Raw genomic sequence first — 12,948 nt, forward strand, 5'->3', positions numbered from 1 at the left:
CAGCCAGTCGAATGGCACGGTCCCCTGGGCCCCTGCCACGAGGCGCCGCTCTACTCGAACAGACCCATTCGCATGGCTGCGGCCACCGCTGCGGTGCGGTTCCGGGCCCCCAGGCGGTCGAAGACCTCCTGGCAGTGCGCCTTGACGGTGCGCTCGGTCACCCCGAGTCGTTCCGCGATCTCGGGGTTGGTCAGCCCCTCCTTGAGGAACTCGAGCACCTCGCCCTGCCGCGGCGAGAGGATCGGCTTGGCCTCGATGGGCTCGAGTTCGAGCACCTCGGTGTCGTCGTCGCCCGACATGTTCGCGCTGCGGTCCTCGAAGCGCGTCTCGACGTTGCCGAACTTGACCATGTCGCCGTGCTTCAGCGCCGCGGACCCCTGAACCTGCTCGTCGTTCACCCAGGTCCCGCCCGTGCTCTTCAAGTCTTCGATCAACACCGCCCCTGCGGTCTTGCGGATGGCCGCATGCGCCCGCGACACGTGGGGGTCGTCCAACACGAGGTCAGAGGTCGACCGGCGTCCCAGGATCTGTTCATCGGCGTCGACCACCAGCACACGCCCCTTGTGGGGACCCTCACTGGTGACCACGAACATCGGTAGCGGGGTGAGCCGCTTGGCTGGTCCTACCACTGGCTGAGTTCTCCTCCGGCCCTGAATCGTAGTGCAGAGACCATTGCATCATGCGTGCTGTCGGCACCCATACTGGCTGATTGTGCCTCACCATGGAAGTCGCTGCTGCAGGTCAGGATCAGATCCCGTCGGGCAGCAGTGCGCGCCCATGCGTCGGCGGCTTCGGGCTCGTAAGCCTGCCGCGGTGACTCGATTCCCGCCAGTCCGGCCGTACACATGGCGTCGAGCAGGTGACTGTCGACGCCACCCCAGGTGGGATGGGCCAGGACGGCTGCCCCGCCCGCTGCGCGGATGAGCTCCACCGCCTGGACGGGACCAAGTGCACCCTTGGGGACGTAGGCCGGACCCCCTTCCCGCAGGTACTGCTTGAACGCCTGCCCGACCGTCGGGACGACTCCCGCAAGGACCATGGCCCGGGCAACATGTGGACGGCCCAGCGTCGCACGGTCCGCCTGGCCGAGGAGCCGCTCGACGTCGACGGCCCCGCCGAGCTGGTTGACCCGCTGCGCCATCGCGACCGCCCGATCCCGCCGGGCCGTCCGCAGCCGCCGCAGCTCCCGCGTCAGGGGATTGTCGTCGTCGCGGACCCACAGTCCGAGGACGTGGACGCTCATGGCAGGGCCGTCCACGCCGGCGGGCTGGGGGACCTCGGCGGACAACTCCACCCCCGGGATCCACTCCAAGCCGAACGTCGAGCACGCCTGGCTGCTCTCCTCGAAGTGGGCGACGGTGTCGTGGTCGGTGATCGCAAGGCCGGTCAACCCGCTCGCCCATGCCATCCGGGCCAGGTCGTAGGGGCCAGCCAGACCATCGGAGTAGGTGGTGTGCGTGTGAAGATCGGCAGGCATGACGGGTCACGGTATTCGCGGCCTGTGACAGCGCCGAGGCCCCGTGTGCCGCACCATGGCGCCATGGGCACACCGTGGTGGGCGAGCTTCTTCGACCGCGAGTACACCGACCTGTGGCGCGTTGGCGGCGCCTTCGATCGCACCGCGGAGGAGGTGGAGGGGATCCTCGGCCTGCTCCCCCAGCGCGACGGCCTGCGAATCCTCGACGTCCCCTGTGGCTTCGGTCGTCACGCCGCCGCCCTCCACGAACGCGGGCACGCGGTGACCGGCCTGGACCTCTCGACCGACCAGTTGGCCCTGGCTGCCGAGCACCACCCCGGCCCGACGTACATCCACGGCGACATGCGAACACCGCCCGACGGCCCCTTCGATGCCGTCCTCAACCTCTTCAGCTCGATCGGCTACTTCGAGGACGAAGCCGAGGACCGGCGGGCCATCCGGGCGTGGCACGACCGCCTGGCCCCGGGTGGCACGCTGCTGATCGAGACCAACCACCGCGATCGGCTGGCCAAGATCTACGACCCGGACGCCGAGATCCCCATCGGCCCGCCGGCCATCGGGGCAGCCGAGTACGGAGCCATGGACTGGGACACCGGCGTCATGAACCGGACCGTGCGGATGCCAGACGGCACCGAGCGCTCCTTCCACATCCGCGTGTACGCCACGACCGAACTCCTGGCGGTGGTGCGAGGAGCGGGGTTCGACGACGTCGAGGCCTTCGGCGACTGGTCGGGCAACCGCACCGGCCCGGACGGGCGCCTCATCATCCGCGCCCGCCGCGGGACCGACGGATGATCTCAGGCCAGGGCACTCTCGTTGCCGGAGTCGCGGACGAAGAGGCAGCTGGAGCCCGTCTTGTTCACCAGTCGATGCAGGTCCTCAGCCCTCGGATCCTCACCCAGACCGAAGATGCTGACGTCCGCCTGCGGGGCCATCGTCACGAAGTCAGCGAAGCGCTCCGTCCCCAGCACGATCTCCGCGCCGTGCACCCGGGCCAGCCGCACCAGGTCCTCCAGGAACGCGCGCGCGTCCTCCTCGCTCGCCGGATCCTCCACCGCCATGACCAGCCGGACCTCCGCATCCCAGTTCTGCTGCAGCTTCAGCGCCATCAGGATCATCAGGTCCAGATTCCCGATGTCCCACCCGATGCTCCAGTCGGGTGACCGGTCCCGCAGCCACACGTTGACCCGTTGCCGCCGGCCGAGCGCGGTCACGGCGTTCGGGGCCCACAGCAGCGTCCCCATCGCCTGCTTCTGCGCCTCGGCCACCACACGCCGGAGGTCAGCGTCGTCCAGTTGGCGGGCGTCAGCCGCCTGCCGCAGCCGCAGGAACAACGCGTTGGGGCGGAAGAACGTCCCTCGCAACGCCTGCATGCCGGCGATAAGACCATCGGAGAAGGACGTGCCCGGAACCCGGACCATTGTCGCCGTCCCGTGCACACCCTCGTGCTCGAAGCTGCGGGCCAGCTCCTCGAGCGTCGTCTGGAGGGACAGATCGACGCTCTCGGCGTCGTCGTCGTCGACCACACCCATGATCTTGACCGCACCGTTGGGCCGGCCGATCGCGGTGAGAAAGCCGTAGTTGCCCCGGACCTCACCTTCGTTGTCGACCGGGATCAGCAGACTCGGCTTCCACGCCCGTTCCTGTGAGCCGGGCAGCCGGGCGACCTTCGTGCTCGCCCACTCGGCCAGCGACACGAACAACCCACTGCGAACATCGGCGAAGGGCGCGTCCAGTTGGCGCCGCAGCAGCAGGACGTAGAACGCGATCATGATCCCGACCGACACCAGGGCCAGCGTCGGCGCGATGATGAACATGGCGAACACCGAGCCGGCCAACCCCAGCAGCGGCACCAGTGGCGAGACGCGCAGCGCGGGCCGGAAGCTGATCAGTCGGAGGCTCTGCTCCACCAGCAGGATTCCGTTGAGCATCGCGTAGGTGACCAGGAAGAACATCGTGACCAGTGGCGCGATGGCGTTGAGGTCCCGCAGCATGATGGCCGCCACCACGATCGCCGCGGTGATGAGCAGGGCGTTGCGTGGCTCACCGTTCGCCGTCCGGCGACTCACCCAGTGGCCGTACGGCAACACCTTGTGCTCCCCCATGGCCATCAGGATGCGAGAGGCGCCGACGACCGATGCCAGGGCCGAGGAGAACGTCGCACCCAGCAGCCCGGCGACGACAGCCGGGCCCCAGAAGGCCAGCTCGATCATGATGTTGTAGTTGCTGACCAGCTCCTCCGGCGTCGCCGACTTGGCCAGCCAGACGGCGAGCAGCAGATAGATCACGAGGCTCACGCCGATGGCCATCAACGTCCCGCGGGGAATGCTGCGGCGCGGATCCTTGAGGTCGCCGCTCATGTTGGCGCCGGCCATGATCCCGGTGGAGGCCGGGAAGAACACGGCGAACACCACCCAGAACGTGGTGCCCCGGAAGTCCGGCGGCTCGCCGGGGAAGGACCCCCACAACCCGACGTTCTCCAGGGGGTACTGCATCGAGCCGGTCGCCGCAGCCAACAGGATCGAGAGCAGCGAGCCGGCGATCACGACCATGATCACGTACTGGGTCTTGATCGCGAACCCGGCGCTGACGTAGGCGATGCCGACGATCACCGCGAAGACGGCCAGGTCGACCAGGATCGCCGGGTGGTCGGGGAAGACGAACAGCCAGCCGGCTCGGAATCCGAAGACGTACAGCGTGACGGCGAGCGCCTGGGACAGGTACCGGGGAATGCCGAGGGCCCCGCCGATCTCGAGGCCGAGCGATTGGGCGATGATGGCGTATGCCCCGCCGGCACCGATCCGGATGTTGGTCGTGATCGACGACATCGACAAGGCGGTCGCCGTGGTGATCCCGAAGGCCAGCAGGATGATCAGGACGCCCCCGCCGATCCCCGCGTTGCCGATCACCCACCCCTCGCGGAGGTACATGATCACGCCCAGGATCGTCAGGAGCGTCGGGGTGAAGACGCCGCCGAAGGTCCCGAACTTCTTGCGCTGTGCCGGGGCCTCGTCGGCGGTGTCGAAGTCCTCCGGCCGACGGAGGTCGATCTCCTCGGGCGCCCGCGACGTCACCTCCTCGCCGTGCGGCGTTGCGTCCGGGCCGTCCTCATCGTCGTCGGAGACCGACGACTCGGAGGCGATTGGCTCAGACACCCGCCGGACGTCAGACGAAGGCGTTGATGCCGGTGAGGTGACGGCCCAGCAGCAGCCGCTGGATCTGGCTGGTGCCCTCGTACAGCGTGGTCACGCGGGCATCGCGCAGGTAGCGACCGACGGGGTACTCGTCGGAGTACCCGTACCCCCCGTGCACCTGCACGGCCCGGTTGGCATTCCGCACGGCCGCCTCGGAGCAGAAGGTCTTCGCCACACTCGACTCCACGGTGTGGCGCTCGCCCTTGTCGTGCTTCCACGCGACCTTCCAGTACAGCGCACGGCTGGCCTCGAGGTCGAGGTAGATCTCGCTCAGCAACTCCTGCACCAGCTGGAAGCCGGCGATCTTCTTGCCGAACTGCTCGCGCTGCAGCGCGTACTCCAGCGCGGCGTCCAGGCAGGCTTGCGAGATGCCGGTGCAGCCGGCAGCCAGGGAGAACCGGCCACTGTCCAGACTGTGCAGGGCGATGCGCAGGCCCTTGCCGACCTCGCCGAGCACGTTCTCCCCCGGGACCCGCACGTCGGTCAGGGTCACCTCGGCGGTGTCACCCGCGCGCAGTCCGAGCTTGCCGTGCAGCGGGTTGCCCTCATACCCCTCGGAGTCCTGCGGCACCAGGAACGCGGTGATGCCATCGTCGGTCTGGGCGTAGATCACCGTCAGCAGGCCGCGGGAGCCGTTGGTGATCCACATCTTCGAGCCGTTGAGGACCCAGTCGTCACCGTCCCGCTTGGCGAAGGTCTTCATCCCGTTCGGGTTCGACCCGTGGTCCGGTTCGGTCAGCCCGAAGGCCCCCAACCCCTCCGACGCCAACTGCGGGAGCCACTGCTGCTTCTGCTCGTCGGTGCCGTAGTTGATCAGGGAGGAGGACACCAGCCCGAGGTTGACCGAGATCATCGAGCGGATCGAGGCGTCCGTGCGTCCCGTCTCCTCGACGATCAGCCCGTAGGAGAGGTAGTCCAGGCCCATCCCGCCGTACTCCTCGGGGATGGTGGCGGCGAGGAAGCCGACCTCGAACAGCTTGGGGACGAGCTCCTCGGGGTAAGCCTCGGTCCGGTCCAACTCGCGCGCATTCGGGGCCAACTCGGCATCGCAGAAGTCCTTGGCCAACTTCTGGATCGCGGCCTGCTCGTCGCTGAGATCGAAGTCCATGATGGCAGCCTAACGGGTATGACCCCCGAGCCTCCCCTGCCGATCGTCGGCGTCGGTGCCATCGTCGTCCGCGACGGCCGCCTGCTGGTGATCAAGCGTGGTCAACCGCCGTTCGAAGGCCACTGGTCGGTCCCGGGCGGCCGTCTGGAGTTCGGCGAGACCCTGGCTGAGGGTGCGGTCCGAGAACTGGAGGAGGAGACGGGCCTCCGCGGCACCGCCGAAGGCCTGTGCGGGATCGCCGAGCGGTTCAGCGACCGGGGCCACATCGTGATCCACGACTACTGGGTCGATGTTCCCGACGGCCAGCCGGCCGTGGCGGGTGACGACGCAGCCGACGTGGCCTGGGTCGACCGGAGCGAGCTGGCAGCACTCGCCCGGGTTCCTCGCTTGGACGAGTTCCTCGAGTCGAACGGCGTGCTGGATCGGATGCGCTGAGCCGGCGGTGGGTGGTCGGCCGCGGTGAGCCGTACTGCTCACACCGCGAGCCCGCTCACTCAGCGGGTCGGTGTCGCCCACCGGTCGCCGCCAGGTACACGCCGACCAGGATGATCGGGGCGCCGACGGCCATGAGCGCAGGCGGCACCTCGCCGAGCAGGACGAGGGCCAGCAACGCCGCGGCCAGCGGCTCGATCAGCACCACGGTCGAGACCGTCGTGGCAGGGACCCGCCCGAGGACCTGGTTGAAGACGGTGTGGCCCAGCAGCTGCGGGCCGACGATCAGCCCAACGATGGCCCACCAGGTCGTGGCGTCGAAGCCCGTCAGCGGGCTCCCCACGACGGCCGATGTCAGCGCCAGGATCACCGCGCTCGTTCCGTACACCCACACGCCGTAGGTGGCGACGTCAAGCGTGTCGCGCTGCCGCTGGCCGATCAGCAGGTACCCGGCGACCGCGGCTGCGCCGCCCAGCGCGAGCAGGTCACCCAGCAGTGGATTGCTGCCCACCGCGTCGCCACCGGCATCAGCGACGGCGACCACGACGGTGCCGACCATCGCCACACCCATGCCGAGCCAGGTCCGCCGCGACGGGGGGCGCCGCAGGACCAGCCAGGCACCGAGCCCGACGAAGATCGGGCCGGTGGCCACGATGGTCACCGCTGCCGCCACGGAGGTGTAGGCGAACGCGGCGATGAACAACGCGAAGTGGAGCGCGAGGAAGGCGCCGCTGGCGAGGAGCTGGCCGACCTGCCGCGGCGCCGGCCACGTCTTTCGTGCGAATGGCACCAGGACCACGGCACCACCCAGTGACCGCCAGAACGCCAACGCCACGGCCGGAGCGTCGGCCACCCGGATCAGGATGGCGGCGAAGGAGACCGCCAGGACGCCCACACCGAGCAGCAGTCGGTGCACCGGGAGCACCGACGGACCTGGTGAGGCGCTGACGACCGCTTGCTCAGCGGGAGGGCTGGTCACCTCGGCCATCCTGCGGCCTCCCCCCGGCGTGTGCACGTCCTGGGCTGCCGGGCGAGCAGCCGCTCACGCCCCTCTCGGCTGTGCGCACTCCAACGACCTCCGGGCGCAACGGAACACCGCCGGCCAGCGCGGGCACCGTCGCCGCGAGCCGTATACTGCCAACCTGCCGTACCGAGCCAGGTACCGGCCTGCCCATCCCCTCCCTGAAGGACGCTCCAGACGCGATGACCCGCGCCGACGTGCACTACGCCCTCGCCATCGACCGTGAGATCTGGGAGGCATCCCGCGTGGACCCCGACCTGCTCGACCCCGTCGTCCGGGTCGATGCCATCCCGGGGACCACCCACCCGTTCGTCGTGCTCCGCGACTACCAGGGACCCCAGGGGACCTACCTGGAGTACTTCACGCTGGCCGACGCCACCGGCAGCGAGATCTTTCGCTCGAGCGAGCGGAAGGTCGACCTCCGCGGCGAGATGTTCCAGGACCGGGTCATCACCACCATCCCGCGACTCCAACTGGACCGGGGTGACGAGCACGAGATGTCGTTCTTCGTCGACGGCGATCTGGTCAACTCCATCCCCATGTTCCTCGAGGTCGGCGAGGGCGGCGATCCCAGCGTGATGGCGGAGGAGACGTTGTCCAAGGCCTTGGGCAAGGGCGCGGTCATGTGGATCCAGATCCCCAAGAAGGAGAAGGTGAGCCGTCTCAAGAAGATCCGCAATCGCCCGCGCGGGTTGGTCTACGACAACCATCAGCAGCCGGTCTGGTTCATCTTCGACTCCGGTGTGATCTACGTCTTCAGCGGCCCGACGGAGCAGGAGGTCGATGGTCTCACGCCGGAGACGGAGGAGGTCCGGATCGTCGCTCGCTCCAAGGACCTTCGCTCGGCCGTGGTCCGGACGACCGCCAAGGTCGAGGTGGTCCCGACCGACGATCCGCGCTGGACCAAGGCCGCGGAGAGCGGGATCGGGAAGCGGCTGAACCTGCCCGATGGCGAGGGAGCGATCGACCGCTGGCGCGAAAACTGCACGCTCTACGCGCTGACGCCGGAGTTCGCCGGTGCGCCGCGGGTGGCCGCCACCGACGGTGCGGCAGCAGCCGCTGCCGACGCCGAGGCGGAGGCCGAGGACAAGCCCGAGGTCACGAAGCGCCCGGAGGACGACATCCACGTCGAGGCGCAGATCGACCAGGAGGTCTTCGACGAGCTCATCGCCGAGGGCAAGAGCGAACGCGTCGCTCGGGCCAAGGCCAAGGCCGCCTACGTCCGGGCGGAGAAGAAGCGGATCCTCGCGGAACAGCAGTCCGGCTGAGAACCGCCGGGCCGCTGCGTGACACATGACGCCAGCACAGGGGGTGAGCGGGTGCGCATCAACTGGATCACGGCGATGATCGACGTGCCAGCGTCGGCCAGGCAGCGAACCGACGCCTTCTGGGCCGCAGTGACCGCTACCACGCCCGGCCCGGCGCGAGGGGAACAAGGCCAGTTCGTCACGCTCGAACCGAGGTCCGGCATGGCCGTGCTCAAACGCCAGGTGCTCGACGAGCAGCCCCGCATCCACCTCGACCTGCACAGCGACGATCCCTTCGCGCTTCGCGATCGGGCCGTGGACGTGGGTGCCGAGCACGTGGCGGACCACGAGGACTTCGCGATCGTCCGCTCCCCAGCAGGCGTGCTCCTCTGCACGGTCCCACACCGCATCACCGGCCACCGGCCTGCGCCGATCGACTGGCCTGGCGGGTCACGCAGCCGTCTGGACCAGGTCTGCGTCGACGTCGACCCAGCCGTGTTCGAGGACGAGGTGGCGTTCTGGGTCGGACTGACCGGCTGGTCGACGGGCAAGTTCAGCCGGTCGGAGTTCCTCTCGCTCGAACGTCCGGTACAGCAGCCGTTCCGAATCCTGCTCCAGCGTCGGGACCTCCCCACGCCGGACCGGCCTCCCGCGCACCTCGACATCGCCAGCGACAACACCGACGCGGAGGTGGACCGGCACCTCGACCTGGGTGCCCGCGTGGTCGGCCGGTTCGACTGGTGGACGGTGCTGGAGGACCCCGCCGGATTGCACTACTGCGTCACCCGTCGCGACCCGGTCACCTCGCTGCCCACGACCGGCTCGGCGAGAATGCCGTACCTCAAGCACCACCACGAGGTGCAGGACGTTCCGCTGGCAACCGTCGACCTGCCCGATGCCGAACGCCTGGGCGGGCGGCCGACGATCGTGTTCCTGCATGGCAACCCGACCTCGTCCTACCTGTGGCGCAACGTCATCCCCCACGTGGCTGACCTGGGTCGGGTGGTCGCGCCTGACCTCATGGGGATGGGCGACTCGGGTCTGCCGCCGGTCGTCACCGATGACACCTACTCCTTCATGGGCCACAGCCGTGTGCTGGACGGCCTGCTCGAGGCCCTGGACATCGGCGACCGGGTCGTCTTCGTCCTCAACGACTGGGGCTCGGCGCTGGGGTTCGACTGGGCCCGGCGACATCCGGACCGGGTGACGGGTATCGCCTACACCGAGGCCATCTGCGGCCCACGGTCGATGGCCACCGAGACCGACGACGACCGCGACTTCTTCAGCCGCCTTCGCGGGCCCGAGGGCGAGCGGATGGTGCTCGTGGACAACGTCTTCGTCGAGCACGGGCTGCAGGCCGCCACCCTCGTCGACCTGCCACCAGAGGTCATCGACGTCTACCGCGCTCCGTTCGTCGACCCGGGTGAGCGACGGCGGGTGATGCTCCGGTGGCCGCGTGAGATCCCCTTCGACGGCGATCCGGCCGAGGTCCACGACCGGGTCGTGGCCTACCGTGACTGGCTGCGGACCACGGCTGTCCCCAAGCTCTGGATCAGGGCGGACCCGGGCTCGCTGACCCCGCTGTTCGCGAGTGAGTGCGAGACCTGGCCGAACCAGACCGAGGCGGCGGTGCCGGCGATCCACTTCGTCGCAGAAGATGCGCCTGCGGAACTCGGTCAGGCGCTGCGCCGCTGGCTCGGCACCATCGCCCCCTGAATCTCCCCGTGAGTTGCGGTCACGAACTCCCGACGCTCAACAGCGTTGCCGTCAGCTGGTTGGTGAGCTCCTCTCGCGTTCGCGGCAACATCTCCGCAAGCGGGCCCAGCAGCCACAGTGCTGTGAACCCGTGGACCGCCGACCACAGCGTGGTGGCGACCGCCTCCTGGTCGAGCCCCGCCGCCCAGCCCTGGGACTGGGCGTACCCCACACCCGCGACGAGGAACTCGAAGGTCCGGCGACCGGCGGCGACCAACGTTGCGTCCTGGTTGTCCAGCAGATCGTTGCGCCACATGACGGCGAAGTAGCCGGGGTTGTCCAGCCCGAAGTCGATGTAGGCCCGCCCGCCGGCATGGAGAACGTCCACCGCGGACTCCGCATCGACAGTCGAGACGGCTGACTCGAACGCGGACGACAGCCGTGCGAACCCTTCGGTCGCGAGCGCGGTGTAGAGCGCCTGCTTGCTGCGGAAGTGGTTCGCCGGAGCCGCGTGCGACACCCCGATCTGCTTGGCCAGGGCACGCAGACTGACGCCTGTCGGGCCCTCCACGGCGATCTGTCGAACGGCGGCATCCAGCAGATCACGGCGCAGATCGCCGTCGTAGTAGGTCGAGTTCGGCATCGGCGCTCCTCCAGCAGATTGACACCGTCAACAATATAGGTTGACACTGTCAATCTTGCATCGTATGCTCAGGTTGACAGTGACAACCTAACCTTCGGACAAGAGAGGTTCCCGACATGAGCACAGCACCAACCCCCATCGTGACCGGTCGCACCCGGCCGTCCCTGCCGACGGTCGCCGCCGCGGCCAACGTCCTCGCCGCCGGGGTTCCCGGCGCACTGCTGACCATCGCGCCCGAGTGGGCCACGACCACGGTGCTCGGCAGTGGCACCTACGACGGGGCGACGAGCATGATCCTCGGCGCCATCTGGCTCGCGATCGGCGTCGTGTCCGCTGCCGCGATCGGTCGACCGGAGCTGCAGCGGGCCCTGGCCGGCGTGTTCGCGGTCCAGAGCATCTACAAGAGCGTCTTCGTGATCGGCGGCCTCGCGCGCATCGATGACCTCACGCCGACGGGCGTGGGCCTGCTCGTCGGGTTCGTCGTCGTGATCCCGCTGCTGGCAGCTGCGGCGCGGCGTGGCCTGAGCCCCGCGGTGTCGTCGTGAGCGTCCGTCGACTTCGCGCCGTCCTTCGTGCTCTTCACCTCGTTCCCGCCGTGGCGCTCGTTCTGTACGTCTACACGCCGCTCGCCGACGTGGAGAGCTTCCGCACCGTCGTTCAGATCGTGAGCGTTCCGCTGCTCGGCCTCACGGGCCTGGCCTTGTGGCAAGCTCCTCGCATCCTTGCCCGTCGCCGTCGCCGGGCGGCAGAGCCACGATGACCTCCGACACCATCACACGAGCCGGACGAACACTCGCCCGGGCCTTCTACAACGACCCACTCTTCCGACATGTCATGCCTGACGACGACCGGCGAGCGCGTGCCCTCCCCCATCTCTTCGCCGGGACCGCTCGCCGTTGCCGCGCCCTCGGCGGTCTGGAGACCGTCGCCGACGCCGCCGGCGTGGCTGGCTGGCTCCCCGGAGACCGGCTGAGCATGACCGGCGCCGACGTTATGCGCTTCGGCATGCTCACCCTGCCCCTCCGGCTGACCCTGACGGGCATGCGCCGCCTCGTGTCCCACGATGTGGCGGCGGATGAGATGATCGAGGCGCACCTCCGGCCTGGCGACGCCTACCTCTGGGTCCTGGCCGTTGATCCTGCGCGGCACGGCGAGGGCTTGGGCCGACGGGCCATGACCGCCTGCCGTGACGCCGCACGCGCATCCGGCGCCACCCGCCTGACGCTCAAGACCGAGAACCGCGACAACGTCCCGCTCTACCAGCACCTCGGATTCGAGCTCCTGGAGCAGGACATCGTGCCGTCATCGCAGCTGACCGTGTCGGTGTTCGCCCAGGACCTGTAGGCGGCGGTTCAGCCGGCAGAACGCCGGCGTAGGAGCACGGTTGCGCCGAGCGCCCCGATCAGGACGGCACCGAGGCCACCCAGGACCACCAGGCGGGTGATGTCCGCCCCGCCGGGCTCGAACTGCGCGGCCACGGGCGTCTGGACCCCCGGGCCGTCGGCGACCCAGGTCAGCTCGAGCGGCCCGTCCGGATAGGGCCCGCGGACGGGGACCGACCCGGTCTCCTCCGCCTCGGCCCCCGAGGCACCCGACACCGAGAGGACGGCACCGGGTGTCTGGACCGCCAAGCTCGAGGACACCACGTCCTGCAGTTGCGCCTCGAGCGCCGCGAGATCGATGCCGAGGTCAGCGGCTGCCGGCTCTCTCACCTCCAGCGGCAACGATCCCTCCAGCGAGATGATCTCGGTCTCCGGATCGACGCTCAGGCTGAGGGGCCCGAGCAGCCGGGCCTCGGGGGCATCGAGCGCATCCGCCAGCTCGCCGTACCGGGCCGCGAACGCATCGGGGTCGTCGAAGTCCGCGGTCACCGTGACGGTCCTCGATCCGGTCGTCTCGTCGATGTGATCCTGGACGTCCCACGGCGTCGATGCCTGCTCGATTCGCTGGACCATGGTGCCGAGCGGATCCACTCCGGCGGAATCCGCTGCACGGTTCAGTTCCGAATCAGTAATGATGGACAGCGATATCGTCCCGCTCGCATCGTCCTGGACATCGAGCTGCAGTCCGATGTCCAGGCGACACCCGACCAGGACGACGGCGAGGCAGACCAGCACATAGTTCCTCAAGA

General features: G+C 69.0%; 14 protein-coding genes. 7 read left to right on the forward strand and 7 right to left on the reverse strand.

Going from position 1 to position 12,948, the window contains the following annotated elements:
* Window positions 1–50 precede the first annotated feature (50 nt).
* Window positions 51–629: an FHA domain-containing protein gene (locus C1746_RS19475; protein ID WP_162867983.1), complete on the reverse strand. Its 579-nt coding sequence runs from the start codon at window positions 627–629 to the stop codon at window positions 51–53.
* Entirely contained in the window at window positions 623–1,477 is an 855-nt protein-coding gene (locus tag C1746_RS19480) for a PHP domain-containing protein (RefSeq protein ID WP_116716432.1), read from the reverse strand. Before C1746_RS19480 ends, C1746_RS19475 begins: the two co-directional genes overlap by 7 nt.
* 63 nt (window positions 1,478–1,540) lie before the next feature.
* Between C1746_RS19480 and C1746_RS19485 the strand changes: the two genes are divergently transcribed.
* A complete protein-coding gene (locus tag C1746_RS19485) occupies window positions 1,541–2,272 on the forward strand; it encodes a class I SAM-dependent methyltransferase (RefSeq protein ID WP_116716433.1) in 732 nt (243 codons plus the stop codon).
* A gap of 2 nt (window positions 2,273–2,274) precedes the next feature.
* On the opposite strand, the gene C1746_RS19490 is transcribed toward C1746_RS19485, so the two are convergent.
* Together C1746_RS19490 and C1746_RS19495 are read right to left on the reverse strand one after the other, a co-directional pair.
* A complete protein-coding gene (locus C1746_RS19490; RefSeq protein WP_205712007.1) occupies window positions 2,275–4,632 on the reverse strand; it encodes an amino acid permease in 2,358 nt (785 codons plus the stop codon).
* A gap of 10 nt (window positions 4,633–4,642) precedes the next feature.
* A complete protein-coding gene (locus tag C1746_RS19495) occupies window positions 4,643–5,779 on the reverse strand; it encodes an acyl-CoA dehydrogenase family protein (RefSeq protein ID WP_116716434.1) in 1,137 nt (378 codons plus the stop codon).
* 18 nt (window positions 5,780–5,797) lie between these two features.
* Here C1746_RS19495 and C1746_RS19500 point away from each other — a divergent pair, with 18 nt between their 5' ends.
* Window positions 5,798–6,214: an NUDIX hydrolase gene (locus C1746_RS19500; protein ID WP_162867984.1), complete on the forward strand. Its 417-nt coding sequence runs from the start codon at window positions 5,798–5,800 to the stop codon at window positions 6,212–6,214.
* Window positions 6,215–6,269: 55 nt separating this feature from the next.
* On the opposite strand, the gene C1746_RS19505 is transcribed toward C1746_RS19500, so the two are convergent.
* Window positions 6,270–7,190 carry a DMT family transporter gene (locus C1746_RS19505; RefSeq protein ID WP_162867985.1) on the reverse strand — a complete coding sequence of 307 codons (921 nt, stop codon included), beginning with the start codon at window positions 7,188–7,190 and terminating at the stop codon, window positions 6,270–6,272.
* 224 nt (window positions 7,191–7,414) lie between these two features.
* On the opposite strand from C1746_RS19505, the gene C1746_RS19510 reads away from it, so the two are divergent.
* Window positions 7,415–8,500, forward strand: coding sequence for a hypothetical protein (locus C1746_RS19510; RefSeq protein ID WP_116716436.1), 1,086 nt, complete (start codon window positions 7,415–7,417; stop codon window positions 8,498–8,500).
* 51 nt (window positions 8,501–8,551) lie between these two features.
* On the forward strand, window positions 8,552–10,195 hold the full coding sequence (locus C1746_RS22625) for a haloalkane dehalogenase (protein ID WP_162867986.1): 1,644 nt from the start codon (window positions 8,552–8,554) through the stop codon (window positions 10,193–10,195).
* 19 nt (window positions 10,196–10,214) lie between these two features.
* Here C1746_RS22625 and C1746_RS19520 read toward each other — a convergent pair whose 3' ends face one another.
* The gene (locus tag C1746_RS19520) at window positions 10,215–10,817 is read right to left on the reverse strand and encodes a TetR/AcrR family transcriptional regulator (protein ID WP_116716437.1); all 603 of its coding nucleotides are present in this window, start codon (window positions 10,815–10,817) and stop codon (window positions 10,215–10,217) included.
* Between the two features lie 116 nt (window positions 10,818–10,933).
* On the opposite strand from C1746_RS19520, the gene C1746_RS19525 reads away from it, so the two are divergent.
* Genes C1746_RS19525 through C1746_RS19530 form a run of 3 tightly spaced genes read left to right on the forward strand, consistent with a single transcriptional unit; the run spans window position 10,934 to window position 12,161 of the window.
* Window positions 10,934–11,362, forward strand: a complete 429-nt coding sequence (locus C1746_RS19525; protein WP_116716438.1) for a hypothetical protein — start codon at window positions 10,934–10,936, stop codon at window positions 11,360–11,362.
* Window positions 11,359–11,577 (forward strand): hypothetical protein, encoded by a 219-nt coding sequence (locus C1746_RS22260; RefSeq protein ID WP_162867987.1) that lies wholly within the window; start codon window positions 11,359–11,361, stop codon window positions 11,575–11,577. The genes C1746_RS19525 and C1746_RS22260 overlap by 4 nt, the downstream gene beginning before the upstream one ends.
* Entirely contained in the window at window positions 11,574–12,161 is a 588-nt protein-coding gene (locus C1746_RS19530) for a GNAT family N-acetyltransferase (protein ID WP_116716439.1), read from the forward strand. Before C1746_RS22260 ends, C1746_RS19530 begins: the two co-directional genes overlap by 4 nt.
* 8 nt (window positions 12,162–12,169) lie before the next feature.
* Here C1746_RS19530 and C1746_RS19535 read toward each other — a convergent pair whose 3' ends face one another.
* Window positions 12,170–12,946, reverse strand: a complete 777-nt coding sequence (locus C1746_RS19535; RefSeq protein ID WP_162867988.1) for a hypothetical protein — start codon at window positions 12,944–12,946, stop codon at window positions 12,170–12,172.
* Window positions 12,947–12,948 lie beyond the last annotated feature (2 nt).

This window comes from Euzebya tangerina (assembly GCF_003074135.1).
Lineage (GTDB): Bacteria > Actinomycetota > Nitriliruptoria > Euzebyales > Euzebyaceae > Euzebya > Euzebya tangerina.